Source organism: Prolixibacter sp. DSM 2831, assembly GCF_056493735.1.
Map to the genome: position 1 here is coordinate 2,383,269 of NZ_CM151379.1, position 25,517 is coordinate 2,408,785.

At 44.0% G+C, this 25,517-nt stretch carries 19 protein-coding genes and 2 tRNA genes; 4 read left to right on the forward strand and 17 right to left on the reverse strand.

Annotated elements, in window-relative coordinates:
- Window positions 1-52: 52 nt before the first annotated feature.
- Complete coding sequence (nhaC, locus tag AC060N_RS09610; protein ID WP_479526902.1) at window positions 53-1,510, reverse strand: Na+/H+ antiporter NhaC; 1,458 nt, start codon at window positions 1,508-1,510, stop codon at window positions 53-55.
- Window positions 1,511-1,733: 223 nt separating this feature from the next.
- Here nhaC and AC060N_RS09615 point away from each other — a divergent pair, with 223 nt between their 5' ends.
- Window positions 1,734-4,358, forward strand: a complete 2,625-nt coding sequence (locus AC060N_RS09615) for a tetratricopeptide repeat protein (protein ID WP_479526903.1) — start codon at window positions 1,734-1,736, stop codon at window positions 4,356-4,358.
- Between the two features lie 94 nt (window positions 4,359-4,452).
- On the opposite strand, the gene AC060N_RS09620 is transcribed toward AC060N_RS09615, so the two are convergent.
- The 7 genes from AC060N_RS09620 to AC060N_RS09650 form a co-directional block, all read right to left on the reverse strand.
- Window positions 4,453-5,307 (reverse strand): sugar phosphate isomerase/epimerase family protein, encoded by an 855-nt coding sequence (locus AC060N_RS09620; RefSeq protein WP_211297845.1) that lies wholly within the window; start codon window positions 5,305-5,307, stop codon window positions 4,453-4,455.
- A 36-nt stretch (window positions 5,308-5,343) separates the two neighbouring features.
- Window positions 5,344-6,933 carry a Gfo/Idh/MocA family protein gene (locus AC060N_RS09625; protein WP_479526904.1) on the reverse strand — a complete coding sequence of 530 codons (1,590 nt, stop codon included), beginning with the start codon at window positions 6,931-6,933 and terminating at the stop codon, window positions 5,344-5,346.
- A 26-nt stretch (window positions 6,934-6,959) separates the two neighbouring features.
- Window positions 6,960-7,442 (reverse strand): DoxX family protein, encoded by a 483-nt coding sequence (locus tag AC060N_RS09630; protein ID WP_479526905.1) that lies wholly within the window; start codon window positions 7,440-7,442, stop codon window positions 6,960-6,962.
- Between the two features lie 202 nt (window positions 7,443-7,644).
- Complete coding sequence (locus AC060N_RS09635; RefSeq protein ID WP_479526906.1) at window positions 7,645-8,193, reverse strand: DJ-1 family glyoxalase III; 549 nt, start codon at window positions 8,191-8,193, stop codon at window positions 7,645-7,647.
- A 119-nt stretch (window positions 8,194-8,312) separates the two neighbouring features.
- On the reverse strand, window positions 8,313-8,819 hold the full coding sequence (locus AC060N_RS09640) for an RNA polymerase sigma factor (protein WP_025865617.1): 507 nt from the start codon (window positions 8,817-8,819) through the stop codon (window positions 8,313-8,315).
- A 478-nt stretch (window positions 8,820-9,297) separates the two neighbouring features.
- Window positions 9,298-9,370 (reverse strand) — tRNA-Lys (locus tag AC060N_RS09645).
- Window positions 9,371-9,521: 151 nt separating this feature from the next.
- Window positions 9,522-9,594: transfer RNA gene (locus tag AC060N_RS09650), tRNA-Lys, on the reverse strand.
- A 322-nt stretch (window positions 9,595-9,916) separates the two neighbouring features.
- Here AC060N_RS09650 and AC060N_RS09655 point away from each other — a divergent pair.
- A complete protein-coding gene (locus tag AC060N_RS09655; protein WP_479526907.1) occupies window positions 9,917-10,117 on the forward strand; it encodes a hypothetical protein in 201 nt (66 codons plus the stop codon).
- Window positions 10,118-10,125: 8 nt separating this feature from the next.
- Here AC060N_RS09655 and AC060N_RS09660 read toward each other — a convergent pair whose 3' ends face one another.
- Both AC060N_RS09660 and AC060N_RS09665 read right to left on the reverse strand, forming a co-directional pair.
- Window positions 10,126-10,842, reverse strand: coding sequence for a LytR/AlgR family response regulator transcription factor (locus tag AC060N_RS09660; protein ID WP_479526908.1), 717 nt, complete (start codon window positions 10,840-10,842; stop codon window positions 10,126-10,128).
- Between the two features lie 2 nt (window positions 10,843-10,844).
- Window positions 10,845-11,903 (reverse strand): sensor histidine kinase, encoded by a 1,059-nt coding sequence (locus tag AC060N_RS09665; protein ID WP_479526909.1) that lies wholly within the window; start codon window positions 11,901-11,903, stop codon window positions 10,845-10,847.
- Between the two features lie 214 nt (window positions 11,904-12,117).
- Between AC060N_RS09665 and AC060N_RS09670 the strand changes: the two genes are divergently transcribed.
- Window positions 12,118-12,474 (forward strand): MotA/TolQ/ExbB proton channel family protein, encoded by a 357-nt coding sequence (locus AC060N_RS09670; protein ID WP_479526910.1) that lies wholly within the window; start codon window positions 12,118-12,120, stop codon window positions 12,472-12,474.
- Between the two features lie 94 nt (window positions 12,475-12,568).
- Here the strand turns inward: AC060N_RS09670 and AC060N_RS09675 are convergent, their stop codons facing one another.
- The 3 genes from AC060N_RS09675 to AC060N_RS09685 form a co-directional block, all read right to left on the reverse strand.
- The gene (locus tag AC060N_RS09675; protein ID WP_479526911.1) at window positions 12,569-13,387 is read right to left on the reverse strand and encodes a hypothetical protein; all 819 of its coding nucleotides are present in this window, start codon (window positions 13,385-13,387) and stop codon (window positions 12,569-12,571) included.
- A 155-nt stretch (window positions 13,388-13,542) separates the two neighbouring features.
- Entirely contained in the window at window positions 13,543-13,998 is a 456-nt protein-coding gene (locus tag AC060N_RS09680; RefSeq protein WP_479526912.1) for a GNAT family N-acetyltransferase, read from the reverse strand.
- 92 nt (window positions 13,999-14,090) lie between these two features.
- On the reverse strand, window positions 14,091-14,762 hold the full coding sequence (locus tag AC060N_RS09685; RefSeq protein ID WP_479526913.1) for a 2,3-bisphosphoglycerate-dependent phosphoglycerate mutase: 672 nt from the start codon (window positions 14,760-14,762) through the stop codon (window positions 14,091-14,093).
- Window positions 14,763-15,116: 354 nt separating this feature from the next.
- Between AC060N_RS09685 and AC060N_RS09690 the strand changes: the two genes are divergently transcribed.
- Window positions 15,117-18,566 (forward strand): PPi-type phosphoenolpyruvate carboxykinase family protein, encoded by a 3,450-nt coding sequence (locus tag AC060N_RS09690; protein WP_479526914.1) that lies wholly within the window; start codon window positions 15,117-15,119, stop codon window positions 18,564-18,566.
- Window positions 18,567-18,650: 84 nt separating this feature from the next.
- On the opposite strand, the gene AC060N_RS09695 is transcribed toward AC060N_RS09690, so the two are convergent.
- The 4 genes from AC060N_RS09695 to AC060N_RS09710 form a co-directional block, all read right to left on the reverse strand.
- On the reverse strand, window positions 18,651-19,364 hold the full coding sequence (locus AC060N_RS09695) for a hypothetical protein (protein ID WP_479526915.1): 714 nt from the start codon (window positions 19,362-19,364) through the stop codon (window positions 18,651-18,653).
- Complete coding sequence (locus AC060N_RS09700; RefSeq protein WP_479526916.1) at window positions 19,361-19,885, reverse strand: RNA polymerase sigma factor; 525 nt, start codon at window positions 19,883-19,885, stop codon at window positions 19,361-19,363. Before AC060N_RS09700 ends, AC060N_RS09695 begins: the two co-directional genes overlap by 4 nt.
- A 350-nt stretch (window positions 19,886-20,235) precedes the next feature.
- The gene (locus tag AC060N_RS09705; protein ID WP_479526917.1) at window positions 20,236-22,917 is read right to left on the reverse strand and encodes an alpha-L-rhamnosidase-related protein; all 2,682 of its coding nucleotides are present in this window, start codon (window positions 22,915-22,917) and stop codon (window positions 20,236-20,238) included.
- Window positions 22,918-22,934: 17 nt separating this feature from the next.
- Window positions 22,935-25,433 (reverse strand): glycoside hydrolase family 31 protein, encoded by a 2,499-nt coding sequence (locus tag AC060N_RS09710; RefSeq protein WP_479526918.1) that lies wholly within the window; start codon window positions 25,431-25,433, stop codon window positions 22,935-22,937.
- Window positions 25,434-25,517: the final 84 nt, after the last annotated feature.

The window sequence follows — 25,517 nt, forward strand, 5'->3', positions numbered from 1 at the left end:
AAGGGCTGCCTCGTTTGATGCAGCCCTTTGTTTTGCCCGGTAGGAGAACTGATCACCGCTTCAATTTTCCTGTAAGTTCGATTCCTTCTTTCTGCAACTCGTCTGGTGTATAGCGCCGTATTTTAAAATTAAGGTAAGCAACCAGAACCGTCATTAGCGGACTGATTAAGTTGAAGAAGGCATAAGGTAGATAGGCGATAACCGGAACGCCCAATACGCGCGATTGTGTGGCTCCGCAGGTATTCCATGGAATCAGTACCGAAACAACGGTTCCCGAATCTTCCAGTGTGCGACTTAGGAGCTCCGGCTTAAGACCGTTTTCCCGGTAGGTTTGCGAAAACATGCGTCCGGGGACCACAATAGCCAGGTACTGATCGGAAGCGGTGAAATTGAAAAATATACAGCTGCTGACAGTGGAGAGCACCAGAGAACCTGTGCTGTGGGCGAATTTCAGAATCTCATGAGTAATACGCTTCAGCAAACCTCCGGCTTCCATTACTCCGCCAAACACCATGGCAGAAAGAATCAACCAGATGGTATCGAGCATGCCACTCATTCCGGAAGTATGTAACAGTTCGTTTACTGCAGCATCGCTGGTTGTCAGGGTAATATCGCCAAACATTGATTGCATGACGGCTATATAGGCGTCTTTCAGGTAAATACCCGAGTTGCCTGATACACTGTGAATGATTTGTGGCTGGAAAATAACAGCGAACAGCGCTCCCAGAATGGTTCCGATGAAAAGCGCGGGCAATGGAGGCATTTTTTTGATAATGATGACCAACAACGTGATCGGAACGATAAACAGTAGTGGCGTTGTGTTGAAAGTTCCCTCGATGGCCGCCTGAACGTCGTCGACGTTGATGGTAACCTGGGTGAAATCGTGCGTGATTCCCATAAACAGGAAGATGATAAGTGTGAGCGTCATCGTGGGAACCGTAGTATACATCATGTAGCGAATGTGCGTGAAGATATCGGTGCCGGCCATAGCAGGAGCAAGGTTGGTGGTGTCAGAAAGCGGCGACATTTTATCGCCAAAGTAGGCCCCGCTGATAATAGCGCCGGCCACAACCGCCTCACTGAATCCGAGCGTTTTTCCAATGCCCAGCAATGCCACACCAATCGTAGCAACGGTTGACCAAGAACTTCCGGTGGCAACCGAAACAATAGCTGATACCACTACTGCCGAGAATAGAAACAGTTTGGGCGAAATAATATCCAGTCCATAGTGAATCATAGCCGGAACCACACCGCTAATCATCCAGGTGCCGGCAAGCGACCCGATCAGCAACAAAATGAGCATTGATGGCATGGCTGAGCTGATATTCTTCAGTATACGGCCCTGTATGGTCGTCCAGCTACGTTTCAGCTGGTGACAAATGAGCCCAGCAATGGCAGCTGAAAGCAAGAGAGCAATCTGATTGGCACCCGCCAGCGTGTCTTCAAAAAACCATACATTCATGCTAAGCATGATGATCAGGAATACAATCGGCAGTAGGGCCTGCCACAAAGCCGGTCGGATTAGGTCTTGTTGGTTTTCATTCAAAATCGAAAAGATTAGTTAGTTGTTAGAATATTCGCTCTGTGAAATATAATATATCCTGCGAATTACCGTTACAAAGAAAAGGTATTTTTACTTACTCATCGTGTTTTCATTGATGTTAATAAAGATACGTGAAGTTCAAACTCCTGATAATATTTTGTTCGGTAGAATTAAAGTTTTCCTTACTTTTATGTTTCGTATATTATCCGGTTTAGCCGTATTTATGAACTATTTCTACATTTTCCTACGTAAGACATTGATTCCTTTGTCACTGGTGATGATACTGTCGTCATTTCCGGAGTTTGTTCATGCCCAAAAAAAGAAGCCTCAAATATTAGAAGTGGGTGGAAAGGTGCGGTTGGATGAAGGTCGATTTGACCATGCCACCATTGAAGTACTGAATACCGACAACAACAAAATTGAAAAGAAGATAGAGGTAACTTCATCAGGAAAATTTGACTTCCAATTACCTTACCAGCATAATTACCAGCTTTTTTTCAAAAGAGATGGATTTTATCCTAAAATGTTGATTCTGACGACGGTTATCCCTGAAAAGGTAATAGCTCGCGACCCATACTTTCCTCCCGTTCAGTTTGTTGTCACCTTATTTAAGGTTGTTCCGGAAATCGATCCGTCATTTTCTAAGAAGCCAGTAGGGAAAATATTCTATTCGGCTAAGGTGGATAATTTCGATTCGGAATCGTATTTCAACGACATGCAGATTCGTCAGAAGATTGATGACGAAAAGACCAAGCTGGCCGACAAGTCCTACCAAAATAAACTCGATCAGGCAAAAGCACTGGAGGAAGCAGGTAAGTTATCAGAGGCCATTGCCATATATCAGCAGGCGGCAGACCTGAAACCGAAAGATGATTTCGTTAAAGACAAGATTAAACTGCTTGGCCAGCAGATTAAGTTGAAAGAGGACCGGGCGAAGCAAAATGAAGAGTTTAAGCAGCTAATGGCTGATGGCGACAATAAGGTAGCTAACAAAGCCTATCGGGATGCTATCGACACCTACAACAAAGCGCTGAAAATTAAGCCGGATAATCCGGATGCAAAGGCTAAAATCGCGCAGGTGAACAATCTAATTGCTGCACAGGAAGCAGCAGCGAAGCAGAAAGCGATGGCAGAAGCCCGTCAAAAACAGTTCGATAACGCCGTTGCGAAAGGTGATAAGTTATTTGGCGAACAGTCGTATGCCGATGCAACTGATGCTTTCAATGAAGCACTGAAGTTACAGCCGGACGCTCAGCATCCGAACGAGATGCTGAATAAGATTCAGGAAGCTTTGGCTGCTCAAAAGAAAGCCCAGGAAGAAGCAGCCCGGCAAAAAGCGTTGGCCGAAGCTCGTCAAAAGCAGTTTGAGCAGACCATTTCGAAAGGCGACAGCTTATTTGCTTTACAGTCATATGCGGATGCTACAACGGCTTTCAACCAGGCACTTCAGTTGCAACCTGATGCAAAGCATCCACAAAAGATGCTGGAGAAAATAAAAGAAGCAGTTGCTGAACAAAAGAAAGCGGCAGAAGAAGCGGCGCAGCAAAAAGCTTTGGCGGAAACCCGCCAAAAACAGTATGATGCAGCCGTTTCGAAAGGTGATAGCTTGTTTGCACAACAGTCATATGCGGAAGCAACCACCGCTTTTAACCAGGCACTGCAATTGCAGCCCAATGCTAAACATCCGCAGGAAATGCTGGGGAAAGTTCAGGATGCATTAAATGCTTTGGCTGACCAGAAAAAAGCGAAGGAAGAAGCTGCGCGACAAAAAGCGTTAGCGGAAGCAGCCAAAAAACAGGCAGAAGCAGAGGCCAATCAACGAAAGTTCTCAGCCGCTGTGGCCAAAGGCGATAGTCTGTTCGGACTGAAACAATTCGACGGTTCCATCGCTGCTTTTAACGAAGCGCTGCAGTTACAACCTGACGCACAATACCCGGCAACAATGCTTGAAAAGATAAAAAAGGCATTCGCTGAACAGAAGCAGTTGCAACAACAACGCGCTTTAGCTGAGAAAAAGCAGGCTGAAAAGGATAAGCAATACAATGATTTAATTGCGAAGGCTGACCAACAGGCAAAAGATAATCAGCTGATGGCGGCCAAACAAAGTTACGCCGACGCGGGGAAAATGAAGCCTCAGGAGACTTATCCTATCCGAAGAGTGAATGAAATTAATGCTTTATTGGCGGAACTGGCTCGAAAGGAGAAGGCCGCAAAAGAAAAAGCATTGGCTGAGCAGGCCCAGAAACAGAAACATTCGTCTTATCAGGAAGAAAAAGATACACTGAATTTTCATTATACTGGTGTCGTAGAGGATTTGTATCTGAAGAACATCAAAAAGGCGGATGCCGCTTTCGCTGAATCGAAATGGACGGTTGCGCGTTTCTTCTATTTCGAAGCACAGAAATACAAGCCATCGGAAAAATATCCTAAAAAGCAGGTTGATGCCTGTGATACGGCAATCGAATCCGAGCTTCAGGCTGAAAGAGAAAAGCAGTACCAGGGCTTCATCAGTAAAGCCGATGCCAGCCTGAAAACGGGAGAATTTACACTGGCGAAATTCTATTATCAGAAGGCGCTGAAAGTGAAGAGCGGCGAGGAGTACCCGAAAAAGCAACTGGTGGCCGTGGAGAAAGCGGTTCAGCAAAAGCATGCTTCTGAAGACGAAGCGCAGTTCCGTTCGTTCGTGAAAAAGGCCGATGATGCGTTTAATCAGAAAGATTTGTCGGTTGCCCGTTTTTACTACCAAAAAGCACTCGCACTGAAACCTGACGAGTCGTACCCCAAAACACAGCTGGACAAACTAAGAAATATGTAGCCCGACGTCAGGACATAAAAAAAGCCCCGCCGGGCTTTTTTGTTTTGTAAGGTGAGTAGAAGGATTTAAATAAATCCGGCGGGACCTTATTTCGTTATACAAAACTAGCATTATTCAGGTACGTGAAGCTGGTGTTCAAATCTTCCCAGATATCGCCTTTGCAACGATCTTCTTCTACGAAGAAATGCTTCATGCCCGCTTTCTCACGTGCGTCAAATATCGGTTTAAAATCGATAGTTCCGGTACCAACCGCAGCAAAAAATTGTTCCGGGCTGTTATCCATGTCTTTCACATGCCACAGTTCGAAACGGCCTGGGAACTTATCGAAATATTCAATTGGCGTGTGACCGCCTTTGGTAATCCAGTATAAATCCAGCTCACTTTTCACCAGGTTCGGGTCTGTATTGCTGAGCAGCACGTCCATCGGAATTTGACCTTCCATTGGCTCAAACTCAAAATTATGGTTGTGATAAGCTAGTTGAAGGCCGTGTTTTTTGGCAAATTGTCCGAGTGTATTTAGCTTATCAGCCGTATTCTTGTATCCATCCAGGTTCTCACGGAACTGTCCCGGCAAATACGGATAAACGATGTATTCGCATCCTGCCTCCGCATGAGCGGCACAAACTTCATCCGCTACATCCGGCTCAAATACGGTATGGCTCGACAGAAACTTCATGCCCATATCGTTGAGCATCTTGGTAAATTCCTTCGGATCCTTACCGTAAAAACGACCATTGGCATATCCAGCAGCTTCAACAGAATTGTAACCTATTTCTGCAACTCTTTTGAGCGTACCTTCCAGATCTTCGTTCAGCTGATCGCGAACAGTGTAAATCTGCAGGCCAATTTCTTTCTGTTTTTTCCCACAGGATGAAAGAACTGTGGGTGCTACCATAGCGGCGGTTGTGAGCATGGCTGATTTTTTAAGAAAATCGCGTCTTGTTCCCATTTTAAATCGGTTTATAGTGTTAGTTAGAATGTAAATTTAAACGATGATTTTTTCATTTTCAGCATCCCAGAACACTTTTTTGTTATGTTTATACGAAAGTGTCCCCATGTGAGCGGTAATGGCTTCTTCGAATCCCTGATCGATATTACAGCTGGGCTCTTCACCACTTCGGATACAGTCGACCCACTCTTTCATGTGAAGGTGTGTCGTATCAACCCGCTTTCCGCCGCGATAGGTGTACAGTAGACCTCTTCCGGCAAAATACTTTTCTGTGGCGGAGGTTACAGCGTCCACGTTTTTCCTACCGGGAATATAAGAATAAATAGGCAGTTCCGGGTCGATGATTCCTTTCTTGATTTTATCAGCGTATTTAGTTGATTCGACGTCTGCATTGATGGTCAACGTTTGTCCCAGTTCCATCCAGGCATCGTGTCCCATCACTACTTTACCACGTTGATGTTGGCTGGAAAGGGTTGCACTGTATACCAGCGATAAATCCTGTTTAGGGAATTCAAAGACGGTGTGCAGCACATCCGGCACCGTTCGACCATCTTTGTAGAAATAAATTCCTCCTGTCGACATGGCTGATTCGGGAATTCCCACATTCATAATCTGGTTAACGGCGTCATACTCGTGCGTCAGCAAATCGCCCGACAAACCGGTACTGTAGTCCCACCAGCAACGCCAACGGAAGAAGCGTTCAAGGCTAAATTCGTGCCAGGGGGCAGGACCAATGAATTGTTCCCAGTCGATGGTGCGTGGATTGGCATCCTCGTGAATCGGGTAGACCCAGGCACCGTTTGGTGTGTTTCGGTTGGTCGTCACTTCCACCAGGTTGATGGGCCCTAAAACGCCTTTATTAATGGCTTCTTTGGCCTTTTGGTAACTATCGGTTTGCCGTCCCTGATGGCCGAGCTGGAAGGTGATTCCGCTCTTTTTCACCGCTTTCCTCACCTCGTAGGTTTCTTCTACGGTCCAGGTCATCGGTTTTTCGCAGTAAACGTGTTTACCGTTCTTAGCTGCTTCGATGGTCATAGGACCGTGCCAGTGGTCAGGAGCGGCGATGACAATAGCATCCACTTCCGGTGCAGCACAAAGTTCTTGGTAGTTCTTGTAGATTGCAGGCATGGGCCCCATGTTTCCGCCGGTTCCTTCCCGGTTGACATTGGCACCTGCTTCCGCACACATTCTCTCGTAGGTGTTGAAGATATCGCAAACAGCTGTAATTTGAATACCCAGGTTTTCCTGTTGTAGAAACTCTTCGTAGCGTTTATCGTCTTTGTTGGTCATGGCGCCTTTCTTCCACTCATCTACCATGGTGGGGTGGGCAAAACCCAGCGCCTTGGCCAGCATCTTTCCGCGGATACCGTATCCGATCAAACCAACACGAAGTGGTTTTCCGCTCACATCCGAAGGGGGAGTGGCTGCAGGTTCCTCGTAACTCATTCCTACTTCATTAGTAATGGAATTACTCAGTAACCGATCGTACTGCTTCTTCTTGTATACCCCGTAGGCAAACGCTCCTAACACGGGAACCGTCGCGAGACTCTTGATAACATCGCGGCGGCCTACGTTCTTTTTATTTTCGTTTTGTTCCTTTTCCGGAGTTTGATTCTTGTCACTCATTGTTCGTTCCTCTCTGAAAATTAGTTCTACTTTGTTTTTACCAGCAACCGGTCGAATCCAATAATTTTCCCGGCAGGAAAAAGGGACAATGCCCACATAGCGAAAAATTCAATAACCACCTTGTCGATAAACAGATAGCTGCCTTCGGAAGGAAGAGCGTACTTCAATCCGATGAAAGGTGGGTGAGAGAAATAATACATGGCTAGCAGCAACATTCCTCCATATATGGCCCAGCGGGTAAATAATCCCAATATCAAAGCAGTGCCGATGAGAACAAGGCCCCACTCGTTCAGCGCGTCGATAACCGGAAGTAATTTGGGCGATGCTACCAGTGAATGATAAAATCCGGAAAGAAATCCTTTGGAATCCATCAAATAACCAACGGATGTCCAGTTGGGATTTAAAAGCTTGGTGATACCTTCGTAGAGAAAATGCCAGCCGATAACAACGCGCAGAATTAAAAGCGCAGTTACCTGTGCATTGGTAAGTTTCTGGTTAGGGTTTGACATGATGCGTTTAGTATTGATTAGGCTAAAAAAAATTGAGATACAAATCTCCCGAAAATTAATAAAAGGTGGGACATTGTAAAAAAACGTTAAATACCATTTTGTGTTTATTACAATTATTTAACTTATGAAAGCAGGTAAATATGACAATGGCACCTCATATGAGATGCCATCTGTAATTTAAGGGGCGTATGTGATGTCCGGATTACTCTACCAGCATGGATTCTGCCAACTTTTCCGCCACTTTTTTGTCTTCCAGGAATTCGACAATTTTCAATGCAAACTTGATAGCCACACCGGCGCCTCTTCCCATGATAATATTTTCGCATTGCAGTGTCGGTTCTGTTAGAACAGTAGCACCTTTCAGATGTTTTTCAAATCCGGGGTAGCAGACCGCCTTCTTACCCTCGAGAAGACCCAGCTCACCTAAAACCATGGGGGCTGCACAAATTGCTCCGAGCGGCTTGTCATCAGCTGCAAAGGCTTTGATTTGCTTTTTCAGTCCTTCATGCTCATTTAAATGCTGAGCTCCCGGCATACCTCCGGGCAAGACGATCATCTCAATATCGTCGTAATTGATTTCTTCGAATAGTTTGTCTGCTACAACAGGGATGTTGTGACTGCCTTTTACCTCTTTTCTCCCGGTAACCGAAACCGTTGTCACATCGAGACGGGCGCGTCTCAAGACATCAATAATGCTAATCGCTTCTATCTCTTCAAATCCCTCGGCAAGGTGTACTGCAATACTTGTCATATCGTTCGTGTTTTTTGATGATTAAAGGTAATCAATCGCTGGCATGCATACAAAAAGCCCGGTGAAACTATTGTTACACCGGGCCTCGAAGAAAAATTGAAGACTTATTGTTCAGCTAATTAAACTGCATAATCTTTTAACCATTTGCTGAGTTTCTTACGCGTAAAGAAAATGCGGCTCTTGACGGTACCCAAAGGCAAATCAAGTTTCTCGGCAATTTCTTTGTACTTGTAACCGCTCAGAAACATCTGGAAAGGCTCTCTGAATTCCTTCTCAAGCATGTCAATCTTTTTGTAAATCTCTTTCTCCGCATGAATCGAATCGGGAGCAGGATAATGGACATCCTTGGAAAGAGTGAGATGAAAGTTGTTGTTGGCTGAATCAAATGTTTTCTTCGCCTTTACGTTGCGTCGATAGTCATTAATGAAGGTGTTCTTCATAATGGTGTAAATCCACGCTTTGAAATTAGTGTTCGTCCGGAACTTGTCACGATAGGTAAGCGCTTTCAGGTAAGTTTCCTGAAGCAAATCCTGCGCTTTTTCCGGATCACTTGTTAAACTTAGGGCGAAATGATACAACCGGTCTTCCAGACTGATTAAGGTGTTTTGAAATTGAATCTGTGTCATGGTTTTTGATGATTAAAGTTCGTGTTGATTGACTAAAATGCGTGTTTGGTTGATCAAATGTACTATCAAAATTATCCTAAGTTTTTTGTTTTAGCAAACGAACGGAGGAGAATCTTTTCATTAAATTGAACTTATTCTAAATAAGTAGTGATATAAATCACTGATATACTTCTATAAAGAAAAATATCAAAGATTCATTCTAAATTACACTTCAAATGAAACATTTTTATACACTTTGGGGTATGGGCAAAGCTTCAGCGCAATAATGGCAAAAGAGGTAGTATTTTAAGTTTCAGTAAATCAATTCAATGTAGAAGTTTCAAAATTGTTTAACTATTTTTGTACGACGAGAATCTGACGTCGGCGGTCAGGTCTGCAAAAGGTAATGCAAGTTATGATAATTAAACAGGCGAATTCAACCGCGTAGTAGTGGAGAGAAACAAAAAAGCCTCCCGGCAGAGGAGGCTTTTTTGAAAAGTGACTGAGCTGGGGCTCGAACCCAGGACCCACGCCTTAAAAGGGCGTTGCTCTACCAGCTGAGCTACTCAGTCATCCTTTATAATGCCTTTGTTTTTCAAAGGCGGTGCAAATATATTTTCTTTTCGTAAAAATGCAAAACTGAAAATATTTTTTAATTCTTATGGCCCAAATTCATTCAATTTTCTGCCATAATCTAATCGAAAAAGAACTTTTTAAAGAAAGTGACTGAGCTGGGGCTCGAACCCAGGACCCACGCCTTAAAAGGGCGTTGCTCTACCAGCTGAGCTACTCAGTCATCCTTTGTTGTGCCCTTGTTTTTCAAAGGCGTTGCAAATGTAGAATCTTTTGTTAAAAAATCAAAAGCAGGATTCTGAACAGGGCAGAAATAAACGCTTTCAATGCCGTCAACTACTTTTTTTTCAGAAACTCAGAACAGCTGATTTTTTTTGAAATTATTTCTCAAACCATATCTTTTCGCAGTATTTCTGAAGATCGACAGGCAAGGAAAATCCCTTATCTGCGACCTACACTTCGCACATAAATACATGTTGTCAATCAAACTTGCATACTTTCAGCCGGAAACTTTAACTTGCTGATTCAATCCTAAACTGATAGCTATGAGAACAACGGCATTTTGGATTTTTGGAATTCTGCAAAGTATTTCACTGGGAGTTATTATTTTCCTTGTATTTCGTTCGCTTAACATCATTAATGGAGGGAATGTGATTGGCCTGGATACGCAATCTGTTCTTAGTATTGTATTTCCCTTGTTCCTGTTGTTAACGGAATATATTATTTATTCGAAGAAGCAGCGCTGAAAACAGTTTTAAAGGTTTTCCAACCTGTTCATCACGGCATTTTTGTATGTCCGGCTCACCGGAACCATTTTCTGCCCAATTTCAACGTATTCGTTGGTAAAAGAATCGAGTTTCGATAGTGATACAATATAGGCCCGATGTGTTCGAATAAAATCCTTTTGTGGCAGCTTTCCTTCAATGCTGGTAATCGTTTCCCGGGTCAAAACAGTTTTGTCATCCAGATGAATCTTCAGATAATCGCTCAGACTCTCGATGTAAAGGATATCACTAAAATTTACCTTGATCATCTTCCGGTCGGACCGAACAAAAATGAAGTCGCTTTGCTCTTCTTCCATTTCCGTTGCATTGTCCTGAATCGAGGCGAGATTTTCATCGAAATATTTGTTGACTGCCTGGAAAAGTCGCTCAAACGAAATGGGTTTGAGCAGATAATCCACCGCCTGTAAATCGAAGCCGTCGACAGCATATTCCCGGTAGGCGGTAGTAAAAATGACTTTGATGTTCCGGTTAATGGATTTGGCAAAGGAGAGGCCGGAAATGTCGGGCATGTTGATGTCGAGAAAGACCAGGTCGACCTTTTTCGAGTTGATGATCTGAAAAGCTTCCAGCGCATTTTTGCAACTGGCTTCAATGTGGATAGAGTCAATTTTCTTCAGGTGACTTTCCAGAATTTCACGGGCAATGGGCTCGTCATCAACAATAATACAATGAATGGTTTTCGACATTTTCAGTTCTTTAATTCGGTTATGGTCAGGTCAACTGTGTACCAGTTTTCACTTCGTTCAATCTTTAGCTCGTGGCGTTCAGGATAATTAAGCTCCAGTCGCTTCCGGATATTCTCGAGGCCAATGCCTCCATTTCCATTATTTTCGATATGGTTTCGGGTTGTATTTCGAATATGAAAACGCAGTTGTCCGTCTTTAAAAACGGTCGTCATATCAATGGTCAGAAATCCATCCACGATGCTACCATGCTTGAACGCATTTTCCACAAACGGAATCAGCAACATGGGAGCAATCTGCACATCATTGTCGATTTCTTCTGCCTGAATGGAGACTTTTAAAGTATCCTGAAACCGAATTTTCTCCAACTCGATGTATTCTTTTACGTGCAGAATCTCTTCGCTTAAACTAACGCGTGGTTTATTTACTTGGTAGAGAATATAATCCAGAATATTGGACAGTTTCAGAATGATCTCCGGGGTTTGCTTCGACTGTTTTAAAGCGAAGCCGTAGAGCGTATTCAGGGTATTAAACAGAAAATGCGGATGGATTTGTTTTTTCAAGTATTCCAGTTCCTGCTCCTTGAACTGCAATTGTGCTTCCAGTATTTTCTTTTCCAGTTCACGGTTGCGTGACTGTATGCGAAAGTTATTATTCAGTAAACTGACAGAACTGATGATACCGACAATCAGATACACCAAAATCAGGATGAATGCGTAATTGCGACTCATCAGTGGCATGTCGGAAATGTGGATATTGGATAGAAAAATAAAGCTTGCCATGATTGTCACGACAATCAGATAGGTCGACAGAATGAAAGTGTAGATACCGTAAAGAGCGAAACGCCAATACTTTTTTGTTAGTAAATATCTTGGAATCAGAAAATAAACAACAAAGTAAGTGACAGCCATAGTCACCGGCAACAGGAAGCTGGCAAACCAGGTCACATAGGTAAGATTGTCGGTTTTGTAACTGAAGAAGTAGACATAGAAAAACCAGACTGCTACCCAAAACAGTGTGTGTAGTAATACCGACCGAAGTTTTATGGTTGTTCCCTGAAACATGACGATAATGATAGGGAATTTAGCTGAATCTGCGGTTTTTTATAGACGAAATACCAAATTATATCCTGATTTTGCAGAAATAACCCCGAAAATTCGTTTTATCTTGCTTATCTGGTCGAAAACCGGCGTTGACTGTTCGTTGGTCGCAAAAAATACTTTTGAGCAAGAGACCATGGTACATTTGGTTTAGTGTTTAACCAAAACAATAAAAATTATGGCTGCATTCTTTGCTAAACTGAACGAGGGAGGTCCACTCTTTATGTATGTGATTTTATTCCTGCTAATCCTGATACTGGTGCTTTTGGTAAAAGGATTTCTGGAAAAAGGAAATAATCAAAAAACACTTTCCCTTATTGGTTCCATTGGTTTGTTTACGATGGTTTGGGGATTCCTGGGACAAACGCTTGGTTTGATTGGGGCCTTCCAGGCTATTGAAAAAGTCGGTGACGTATCGATGGCCTTACTGGCTGGCGGGCTGAAGGTCTCTTTATTGGCACCCATATTTGGATTGATTGTCTTCCTGATTGCTAGATTGGGAATCATCGTTCTTACCTGGATGGGAAAGGATTAAAAGCAGAATAGATGGGATTTTTGAAAAGCCTTCCGAACAGCGTTGCACTGTCGGAGGGCTTTCGTCTTTGATGTTCACCTATGAAAAATGTCTATTATTCACTTGATAAGGTATTTTCATTGTTCTTTGGAACAAAAATGTCTTTCGCTTCAAGATGACATTCTTTAACCATTTCCAATGCGTAATCCATTGTCCCGGCAAAATTGTTGCGACTGTCGGTGCCAAACGAGAATTTTGCTCCGGCAGCTTTTGCCAGTTGAATGAATTCTTTTTTCGGCACGCGATAAAATGAGTTGATTTCAAAAGCCACATGATGTTTGACGGCAGCGCCAATTACTTTTTGCATGCGCTCTTTGGTCCACGCTTTCCGGTAGTCGTTAGCGATGCATTTCGGTAAAAAAGCAGCATTGGCCAGCACATTAATCCCTTCGTTATCGATTACTTGAATGTTGTACGTTACATACATTTCCATGAAATCATCGATATCTGAGACCTGGGTATCATCTTGCCAGATACGCCAAATAGAACCATCTGCTTGAGGAATCTCGAGCGCATCCATGATGACATAATCCAATTGGTCGAGAGCTTCCTGGCTAAAATATTGCCGCCATCCCGGTGTTACCGGTTGTAATCCTACATAAACCGGATATTGCCGTAATTTGGAAATATAAGCTGTCAACAGTGAATCATTCTCGATTGGGCAATAAGGACAAATTCCGGGATGTTCGACAATACCTAATTGTACTCCTTTTTCTTTCGATAGTAATACCGCTTGCTCAATTGTAAGTCCTGGTGCCTGATGGACATGTAAATCCATCTTGGGAATTGGTTGTGGATTCTGTGCGTGCGCAGGAATAATCGCGCATACCAGCAGTAGTGCCAGCATGAAAACGAGTTGGAATAGTTGTTTCATTGGATGTTTTTTTAGTTTTTAGTTATGGTCAGACAAATCATCTTTTTGTCTTATTGTATAAATGACAATTAAGAACAAAAACACCCTTAAACGAAAAATTTCTTTTAGTATCTTTTTTGGAAATATCCGGAAGGAAAGCGGCAATGACAGGATGGCTAGAATGAAAGTTGTTTTTGAAAGCAAACACTGCTTTCGGCATTTTTATACTGTCCATAATTTGGAATTCGGTCGTAGTTGTTTTTGGTGTACAGAGCAATGGCTTCCGGTTGCTTTACGCCCGTTTCCAGAATGCATTTTTCATACCCCTGTTCCGCTGCCCATTTTTCCAAAGCGTTCAAAACTTGTGACGCAATACCCACTCCGCGCAGTTCCGGAAGGACAAACATCCGCTTGATTTCCATCGTGCTGGCATCATAAGGTTTTATCGCGCCACAACCTACAGGCTTCTCATCCCGGTAGGCTACAACTACATGCCTGATTTGGTCAGTCTTGTTGAATTGCGCGTAAAACGCGTGTTCGTCGCCATCGCGCACCCGTAAATCGGCATCGAGTAGTGTGACGAGCTGCATAAAATCGTTGTCTTCGGAGTCGGTTCTTTTCAGGGAAATCATCTAAATGCTTCAAAAAAGTTGAACAGTGAAATTAAAAAGGCGAACAGGAATGAAATCCTTGTCCGCCTTATATTTTGTTCCGGAAAAGTCAATTATTCCCGGGTAAGTTTATCGTTTTCGTAGCTGAAGAGCAACGGAACGCCGGTGGGAATTTCGAGTTTCAGCACTTCCTCTTTTGACAATTCTTCGATGTACATCACAATGGAACGAAGACTGTTTCCGTGGGCCGAAACCAAGACGTTTTTGCCTTCCTTCAACTGCTTCAGAATATTTTCCTTGAAGAAGGGGATGGTACGCTCAGCCGTATCCTGCAGACATTCGCCGTTTGGCGGCGGAACGTCATAGCTTCTTCTCCAGATATGAACCTGCTCGTCGCCGTAGGTTTTAGCCGTTTCGGCTTTGTTCATTCCCTGGAGTTCACCATAGTAGCGTTCGTTCAGGTGCCAGTCGCGGTAAACCGGAATGACATTTTTGCTCATTTCTTCACTGTAAATAACGCCCCATTCGTGCATTTTTCCGTCGGGATGAACCACTACCGGAGTTTTTTCGCTTTTGTTTTTCGCCATCGCAATCATAGCGGTTTCGAGGGCACGAACCTGCACCGAAGTATAAACCACGTCGAATTCGAGATCTTTCAGCGTTTCACCAGCCTTCAGTGCTTCTTCAATTCCGACAGTTGACAGCGGGACGTCAACCCAGCCGGTAAATACGTTCTTCTTGTTCCAAAGGGATTGTCCGTGACGGACCAATACCAGTTTTGCCATTTTTTCTTTTTTTATTGAATGGTTTAAAATTCTTTTTTCAGGTTATTTCTCCGGTTTAACAACTTTAGGGCAGTAGAGGTTGAAAAAAATTGAGGAATAGTGAATTTTGTTTATTGAAGGGAAAATCTGTGTTTAATTAACGCTCATATGTTAATTAAGAAACCTTCTTTTTCCAAAAGACAAGAGAGAAAAGTATAGTGTAGAACGCCAATTTTGAATGCTTTCAAATCACCGTATATTATCCCTATTTTAAAACTTTCGAAAACCTCGCTGGTTGTACATATTGTAAGGATTTAATGGATGATTTATTTGTAAATTTGGTAGTTTGATTACTAATAATAAAAGGATTTGACGATGAGAAAGACTTATGGCGCTGGTATTGATACGAAAAAACGTACTGTCAACAAGAAAAAGAAGATTCAGTACATCAATCTGAAGTTGGCTGCGCTTGGGTTTCCTTATTACCAGGATGAACGAACGGCTCAGTTTTTAGACATAGCCACCCCGTTGCTGGATAATTACAAGGAACAAACCCGTTTGCTGTCCAGTCATTTATCTCCAATCGGAAAACGGATTCAGACCTTCCTGAATGATTACCTGGCTGAAGTACCCGGCAAAAAAAATATTTCCCTCCCGGGAAATTCATTTGTGCTCGACACACATGGTTTGGCCCGCATGATGTCTATTTCCCCGAATAAGGATTGTTACGAAACGGATATGGTTCGGTCGTACCGGACAGCCCAGGGAATATTGCACAACCCGAAGCATGATAAACGTACCACCAAAGGTGTATTTCATGTAGTAGAAGGAGGTTTGCCGGTTCCGAACGACAAGAAAGCGGTTCCGAAACAGACATTTGCCAAACTGCTGGAAGCCGCACTGGATCCACCGAAAGATTTGATGGAACTCCCGTTTACATCCGACCAGGAAGATAAGGCTGAACTGTTTTTAAGCCTGATGCTGCGTCCGGTTGTTGTGCCTGAAGTTCCGGGCCTGACAAAGGAAAAAGCGATGGAAGTACTTTTCCTGGCACCGGGAAACCTGATTAGTAACCTCGATTTCGTCGAATCCATTTTTGGTAATGCCGGCGACCCGAATCTTCCTGAAAATGATGCCGCTCTCGATCCGGAAACATGGACAGGCCACTCGGGATGTGTTATTCTGGCAACACATCTCATTCACATGAAGAAAAAAGACCTGGGACTTCCGCATTATGATGACGCTACCGAACGGCAACGCCGCGACGGAATGTGCTGGAAGGACGAGAATGAGCTGTACAACGACGGTGGCGCATTTAAAATCACAGCCCGTGACGAGCGGGGAGTAGTGGTGACCATTATTGCCGACAACTACTTCGGTTACTGTAAAAAGGAGGTCAAAACGCAAATCAGTTATTCAGCCAACTTATACGGACTTTGCGAAGAAGAACATGCCGGTGGAGCGCTTGCTTTCCAAAGCTACGATTTAGGAGAACGATTCATGCTGGATGATCGTCTGCCTACCAATAATCTCACATTTAAGGAAATGACCAGCCTTTACAGTGATTTGATGAATGTTCAACCGGAAGGGTATGGTATCGATAAGAATAACCCGGATATTCTGTACATCCCTGAAAACGCTGAGTTTAATATCTTCGAACAATCGATTAGCTGGACAAATGGTAACAGCAATCATAGCATCAAGCTGCTGCCGACCAAATATTACATTCTGCCGTCAGGTTACCGCATACAAATGCGGAAGCGAATGAATGGTCACCATTGGCACCTCACCGGTGCGGTAGCCGAAGGAACGCTGTGTCACAAGCCATGTACCGTGTCCGGTGGTGGAAAATCAGAAATCTCGAAATCCATCAGGGACGCCATGATTCAGGGCTCAGTGATCGTTTCCGATGATTTGCAGAAAGACTTGAATATGGTAGAGGAAATCATGGGAATGGATTTTTCCAACCGTTTCAAAGAACCGTATCAGTACACAAAGCCATCACGTAGTATTCTCGACTCGACCCGTTCATTGGGTTCTGTCATTAAACTATTGACACCTGCAGATGAATATTCCGATGAATACAACTTGTGGTTGCAGTCTGTTCCGCAACGGATTAAAGACCTGATTTACATTGTTAAACGTCGCTATCACAATGAGTGGGACAAACACTGGCGTGAGTTCTTCTCGGTGGACCAGATAAACGGAAGCCCGGGTAATGAGCTGAAATTCATGGGGCGTAAGTTGATTTCCAACTATCTGCGCGTAGGTCACGATCTCGACAATTCATGGCGCATTTTCCAGGTACGTCAGGATTTCTACCCGGCACAAAAAGTGCAGGTGGAAGATGACATTACCGCGTCCATCATTGTAAAAACCGATCAACTATCGGATTTGAATCCGCAATATTCGAATCCCAGCGTGAAATTGCTGACCAACTGCGAGGCCCGGCTTTTTCAACGCCCGGATGATTGCGTGATTAAAGGATACGATAAGCAGGCGGAGAGTGACTTGGCAAGCCCAAATACGTTCCTGTCGAACTTCGAGCCGTTGACAAGGGAACAGGTGAAAGAGATTAAGGAAGACACCATTGGATTTGACTTCTACACCCAACCGGTGAAGGATTTGATCAACAACTTCCTGGAAAATGATGAGCCCAATTACCTCGTTGTTCCTTCCGAACCTCGTCTGGTGAATGGTGTGCCATCTCAGAATCCGCGTTACCTGCAGGTTCGTCCCGATCTGGTAGAGCCGACAGATAAATACCTTGCTGAAGTCTGTGAACGAATTTTCCGCAAGATTCCAACAAGTAAACCGCTTTACCTTCCGGTGAATAGTGTCCTTCCGGGACGTAGAAATAATCCGGCCGATCCGAAGAATAACGTTCCGCCGTTAGCCATTTACAACCCAATCCATTACCAGGAATTACCCGAGTTGTTTATCGATTTTATCTGCAGTATTACAGGAAAATCGCCGTCTACGACCGGTTTCGGTTCAGAAGGTGCACTGACAAAAGGTCCGTTCAACAACCTGTTGGTAGCAGCTGACCTGAACAATGCGCTGCTGTCGTATATTCTTACGGGATATGAGCCGCTTTCATCGGCTGCAGGTTATGTTGGCCCGAAATACAAAGTCGACCACGATATCAGCTTGTTGATGCCGGAAATTATTTCCCGCATGTCGGTTGAAGAGCGTGATCCGAAATATCTGATCGAGAACGGATATCTTGAAAAAGTTGAGAATATTGAACACGAGGGCGAAGTGATCGAGGCAAGTTTGCTTGGTTACCGAATTACCATCAAGTTTGTTCACCATTTCCTCGGCCGTATTTTCAATAATCCCGACGCGGTTTTCACAAAGGACATGCTCCGGCCTGAAATGCAGGATAAGGAAACATTCGTGCATTCACTGAAAAACCTTTCCATTACGCAAAAGCGGGTAGCCGAAGGTTTGATGACCGACGGTACTTACGAAGCACTGTGTCCGCCGTTACAGGCGCTGGTATCCATCATGGTTAACGGTGAGTACGAAGGTAAGGACCGTGAACATCCCGATGTTCGCCAGTTGTTTACACGTGAGTATGTGATGAGCAGTGATTGGTACAAGCATCGCCTGAAAGTAAAACAGGAGCGGGACATCAAGTTCTGGAATCAGACCATCACGTACCTGGAAGATGCACTTGGTCGTGAGAATCTGGAAGAAGCTGCGCAGAAACTTGACCTGGAAGCGAAACTGAAAGCTGCCAGAGAAGAGTTGAGCCATGTGCAATCCGATGCTTACATCGACGAATTGTACGGTACGCTCGGAGCAGATCCATTGAAATAGAACAGTTTCAATATAACCAAGAAAGCCACTTCCTAACTTACTGGAAGTGGCTTTCCCTTTTTTGTTATCTGCCAGTTAGTTAAACTATATAAGAAAATAAAGAAGCAGAAGCAATCCTACGACGACTAAAACCGTGTACATGAACAGGTTTCTTTTCCTGCTAATTCGGCGTTCTTCAATCTTCAGCGAAGCAATACTCTCATCGTCCAGTTCTTCGATGGCTTCTGTCAACTCTTTTACCTGGTTGTGGTAATTTGCCCATTGAGCTCCAAAAGAGATGATAAATGCAGCCAACAGAAATAAATACAGCACCGGATCTTCCCAGGGCGTTCCCATTCTGATTTCATGGTATTTGAACTGAAAATAGAAGAAGAAACCTGTTACCACGAATATTGGATTGGAAAAGGAGCTGTTAATGATAAAGTTCCGGTAGGTATTTTTGAAGTAATGCAGTTGGTTCTTCAGGTTATTCATCACTGTATCACTTTCTTTTATCCTGTTCAGCTTATTAAGGTAGATAAAGTCCACACCAAGCAATACTGCTGTGGTACTTGTCAGAACAACGATAATTTGCTGATAAACGGGCTCTGTGACCTGAAATGTAATTAGGTATAGCAATGCAATGACAAGCAAGCCTTTAAAGCCAATATCAAAGTAAATAATCCTTTTACTGCTCTGCGAAAATTGATGTGACTTCTTTTTCCGGTAATCCTGAATTTCGTTCAGCGAGTACTGTTTTCCGGTTGTTTCATCGGCGTTGGCCGATTTCCAGATCTGTTTTATATCGTTTGTTTTCATGATTCCGATGTTTTGAAGTTGGTGTAAGGCTGAAGAATTTTTTCAAGCTTTCGTTTAACCCGGTGTAACTTAACGCCCGCATACTTTTCGCTGATTCCCATGATGTCGGCGATCTCACTGTACGAATGCTCTTCTAAATAAAGCAGTATTAGTGCTTTTTCAACCGGTTTTAGCCGCTCTATTCCCGCATAAAGCATTTGTATTTGCTCTTCATCAACTACATCTTCGGTCGAACTCACAGCATGGTGCTCCGGCAGCTTTTCAGTATAACGAATCAGGTTTTTCCTCTTTCGCCCCGATTTTGAGATGGCCGTATTCAGGCTAACCCGATAAATCCAGGTTGACAGTTTGGAATTCCCTTTGAATGACGGCAATCCTTTCCAAAGGTTGATGATAATCTCCTGAAACAGATCGTCCTTGTCGGCTTGTGTTTTGCAGAAGATGTTGCATACCTTTATCAGCATTGCCTGGTTTTCGTAAACCAGTTGCTCGAACGCTATTTCTGACATTGGTTTTGTCATTTTCATCACTTTTTACACCCGATTAGACGAACGTTTTCCGGAATAACTACACTTTTCAAGCTTTTTCTTTCGCCGAAATACAATGGTCTGGTGTTTCTTTTGCAGTTTAATTAGGTCTTCAGATGAACGGATGTTTCCTTAAATTTACCATAAAAGCCAGAAATACAGGTTGACTCGCAATGATACCGTTTACAGCACTCAGACATTCGTACGTTCAATAGAGGGAATGGAATTTAGAAGAGGTTGGAGAAAAGGGGAGCCTAAGTTAGATGAGTATCGGCTCCTTAGGTTAGTCATTTAAATTGAGCAGAGACGCCAATTTTAGCGCCTCTGCTTCTTTGGTGTTCCGTTTATTTTGGTATTCGAACTAATTGAATTTCATCTAATAAGAATCGGTTAACTTTACCATTCATGTTGGTGTTGCAGTCATTAAATTGAATGCGGAAATGGTGATTTCCCTTCTTCAGCGTAGCTTCCACCGTATTGCTCCATCCCCAGTCGGACCATTCGTTTTTCCCCCTTTGCGGGAAAACCAGGACTCCCTGAAATTGATTGTCGACATAGAAAGAACGGATACCACATTTATTGTCGGTATTCACCGGGCCACTGCCATTCGCATATCGAAAACGGATGCGGTATTTTCCTGCAGAAGATAAGTTTATCATAAAACTAAAAGGCTCTGGTTGGTCAAGATTAAATTCAACGTAACCATCACCTTTATAACCGCTTATTTTTTTCTTTAAAAGATAATTGAAATGTTCAGCCTGAACCGCTATATAAGAAGATGTTGGCTGTATTTCAACCGGTTGGCTTAAAAACGATGAAGTTCCGTCATTTTTCACTGCTGAAACCTGATAGGTTGCTGGTACATTTGTTTTAAAAATCAGGCTTGTGGTATCCTGTGTTTCCGAGATAACCGTTCCGTTTTCAATGACACGATATTTGGCAGCTCCTTTAATGGAATTCCATGTCAAAACGTCTCCCTTGAGCTTCGCCTCCGGAGTATCAGGAGCGGTGATAAAAGGAGCCATCTTCACCGCTGGCCCGTCTGGATGGTTGTTCATGGTCATCTCAATGGTATGTTTTCCGGTTAAACCGGAGGGAATAGCCGGTGTTTTGAGCACTTTTCCATCTAAATTAAAAGAAGAGATGGAATTTCCGAATCCTTTAACAGTCAACGACAAAGTTGAATTTCGATAATGGAAATTGTCGAGATGATAAGTTCCGCCAAAATTTTCCGGAATAACCGGATGAAAATACAAACTATCAGTTCCGGGATGGATACCAAATATGATCCGGTAAGTCATAGCCAGTTGACCGGCAATACTCCACAATTGACGACTGGAATTCAGCACGGTTCCGGCAAAATCGCCTGTTTCGGCGACCATATTTTCTTTATTCGTCAGAAACAGAGCGGCGGCCCGAAGCTGTGTTGCGTAACTATAGGCAACCATGCTTTGCTGCTTTTCTTTGGCTGCTGCTAATGTCCAGAAAGCTTGTACAAATGGCCAGCTGGCATCGTTGTGGTAAGGAGAAATGCCAGGTGTTTGGGGATAAATGCAGGGAATTCCGTAGGGTAGAAGCGGCGTATTTTCCAGTACCGACCGGCTTCTGGATGAATCGGCAATGCCAAAAAGCAAGGTAAACGCTTCGCCCAATGATTCCGAGCGTGGCGAAAGGCTGAAGAAATTCCGGCCATAAAGATATTGTCCGTAATAACCCTTTTCTGCTTCCCATAGGTGTGCATTTATGCTTTTTTTCAGTAAATCAGCTTTGGCACTCCATGAATCGCTTTCCCCTAGTTCTTTGGCCATTTTGCCCAGTACTTTGAGCGTTTCATAGTGAACGGTATTGGTCCCCAAATTCATCGAGGCATAAATGTCAATGGGTTGCATCCAACGGGGATAGGTTTGTTTCCGCCAGTCGAGAAACGATGATTCGCCACGCATCAAACCGGTTGCCGGATCGAGGATGGTCTGCTGATCGCATTCTACGGAGTTTCGGACAATCTCGTAGCTATTTTTCAGCCACTTTTTGTCACCGGTCGTTTTGTATATCTCCCAGGCAGCCAACGACCACACCACGCGGTCAGACGATACGGGCCACGCTCCGCCGGTCCCTGTGTCCTGGATAATGTGACCGTCCTTGACCTTTTTCATCAGGCTTATTTTAGCCACTTCCGGTTCCAGCATTGCCAGCGACAACACAATGCTGTAGCTAATGTCCCGGGTCCATACGCCTCCCCATTTATCGCCGGTGCGGAATGTGCTGTCCGCTTCAATGTCCTGTTTCAGTTCGTCCAGCGAAAGCCGGTAAATAGCGTTCAGTAGCGGAGATTCACTACTAAAAACCGGATATTGAGCGATGTTGTTCTTTAGTTTCCATTCAGGCCTGACGTGCGCATCGGGATCAAAAGCGTTGAAAACCAATTGAACGCTGTAAATGCCATCGCCGTCCGGATCCGTGAGTTCCAGTTGTTTGTTGTTTGGGAGGTTTTCGAAATCCCAATTCAATGGAAAAGCACTTCCGGCGATATAAACGCCTTTAAAATCCTTCCGGTAGATTTTATTTCCATGAACGTCCTGGTAATACCTCTTTGTTTTAAAGTCATTCAGCACCGGACGCATATCCAGATTGAAGCGAACTTTGGTATTTCCCGGCAAGCTCTTAGTCGGGCTTTCACCAACCGAAGACTTGCTTTTCTGTCCAAAAACGGTGCTGATAACAACAGGCTGGTCTCCATTCGGAGTCAAATCAGCCGTGTGGTTAACGTTGTAGTCCAGTTCATTGTCTTTCCCATTAATACTGAATTTGAACTGAATAACAGGGCTAAAAGCTTGCTTTGCCAGACTTTGGTAGTTGGTTACCATGTGCGTATCCGAAAGCGCTTTGGCTACAAAGGAATCCTGAACAACCCGGTCAGAATAGACCGTAAATTCCGGACTTTGATACAGCACTTTTTCCTTTTTCCGACAGGAAGAGAAGGTCGTCAGGAAAAGCAATCCCATGGCAATTGACAGTAAATATTTCATTGTTATGTGGTTAGTCGCTATTTTTCGATGGTTATGTGTTCCACTTCCTGATTAGCCGGGATATAAATCGTACAAACCCGTGTTTCTTTGTCCCATGACCACTGAGAACGCTTTGAGGGATGTTTCTCAGAAGAATTCCAGGCTTCTCTCACCTTCTTCATTTTACCGTCCTGTGTGAGAATGGAATGAGGTGCTTCATTTAAATAAAGCCGATATACTAACTCTCTGGGAGTAACCTGATAACCATTTTCTACCTTAAGTGAATAGTTAATCGTGTAAGCCTCGCGGCTGGTGCTGCAAACCAGTTGTCTTTCGGCGAAGATGTTGCGTTTGTAATCGTTGCTCTGACCATCATCTTCATAGACCGAAAAAGAGGCTCTTTTATTCACGGACGCCGGATAAACATGCAGGAACAATGGGTAATGCGGATCTTGTTGTATGTATTGCATTACCGGCATCATCGGAACGATGGAGCCTTTGCGGACGAAGAGGGGCGTGGTTTCCAACGAAACGGGATAATCGATCCACTGCTTTCCGTCATAAATGGTTTCGGGATGGTCAAAATCAATCCATTTACCTTCGGGCAGATATACTTTTTTCGATGCAGCGCCTTCTTCCGTAACCGGAGCCACCAACAATTCCTTTCCAAACAGGAACTCTGTGTTCAGGTTGGCAGTTTCCGGATCATCCGGATATTCCAGCATCAGGGCACGCATTAACGGAAGGCCTGTGTCGTGCGCTTTTCGTGCATACGAATAAATGTAAGGAAAGAGCTGATACTTCCGTTCGATTGCTTTTTTGCAAATAGCCTCTACTTTAGGGCCGAAGCGCCAGGGTTCCACTGCGTTGTTTCCTTCGTGATGGGCCCGACTGATGGGATTAAACACCCCGAATTGCATCCAGCGGGTGTAGAGCTCACCTTCAGCCTGATAATCGGTTATATCGCCGCAATAGCCCGAAATATCACAACTCCAGAAGGGAATGCCACCCATTCCTGCTGAAAGCGCCAGGGGAATCTGTCCAGCCAGTTTTTGCCAGCCTTTGGTCACATCTTCACCATTGCCGGCATCGCCTGACCAACCAAAGGTGTACCGCTGCATTCCGGCGAAAGCCGAACGGGTCATTTGGAAAATGCGGGTATTGGGATTGTGCTTTTCGAATTCTTCAGTCACGACTTTGTCCCATGTAAGCCCGAAAACGTTGTGTATTTCGGCATGCATTCCCAGATAATGCTTCATGTTAAGGCGGTCTGTTGCCTCTTCGTTACTCCAGGCGGGCTCGCCCATATCAGTCCAAAAGCCACGAACGCCCTGATCGATGACCTTTTGTTGGTAATTGCCCCACCAGTCGGCTACTGCCGGATTGGTGAAATCGACCACACCACAGTTTCCTCCCCAGGGCCAGGGCATGTCATAACTTTTACCGGTACGAATGTCTTTTACAAAGTAGCCCAGCGAATCGGCTTCGTTCCACTGCTTCTTATTAGCCTGTGACACAACAGGGTCTTGCGAGACAATGACTTTGAATCCCTGATTTTCCAAATCATCTAACATCTTCACCGGATCCATGTAGTTTTCCTTTCGCCAGTTAAAATCCTGCAAATATTGGGTCCAGCCGATGTCCTGGAAAATGATGTCACAGGGAATTTGGCGCTTGCGAAATCCGTTGGCAATCTCCCGCGTGAGCTTTTCGTTAGTCAGCATACCGCGCGATTGCGAGAATCCTAATGCCCAATCAGGCGGCATGATAGGATGGCCGGTAAGATTCATGTACCGGGCAATGATTTGCTTGTAGGAAGGACCGTAAATGAAGTAATAGATCATTTCTCCACCCGGCATGGCAAACGAATAGTTGTCGGCTGATTCAGTGCCGAAATGGTAGGTCGTCTTGAAGGTATTGTCGAAGTAAATGCCATACCCTTCACTGCTCATAAAGAAGGGAATACTTTTATAAAGCGGGTCTTTATCAACCTGGTAGCAGGGATTGTCGCTGTTCCACATTTTGAATTGATGGCCGACGCGGTCGATGGGACCATTCTTTTCGCCCAGACCGTAAATGCGTTCCCCCGGACGAAGACTGATGTAACTGGCCATTTGCGTAGAATCCATCTCAAAGCCACGATTCTGATAGTCATCCATCAGGAGTTTCTGATACTTGTTGAAAATACTGATGTGAAAAGGGGCTTTTCGTACCCGGATGATCAAATCGCCGGTATAAATTTCGTAATGCTGTGGTTGCTCCGAAATGTTCAGCTTTTGATTTCCGTTGGATTCGTCGGCTACCACTGCAAAGGATTGATTATTCCGATGAAAATCGTCAGTATCGTACCAAATGCGGATGACTCCCGGACCAACTTCCTTTATCTGTACTTTGATATTATTCTCGCAACTGAACACAGCGGTATTCCCATCGACAGAATAACTCTGGCAATTTCCCGGATGAACAATATCTGAAGCTTTTGCAATTCCTGTTAACAGGAAAAGAAAAGCAACTGCCTGTATAATTAGTTTCTTCATTCTTCTAGTTGTTATTCGATTCCGCGAAGGCAAAACACCTCCTGAAGAACCGATGATCCTTCTACTTTCTTACTTATTCTATAT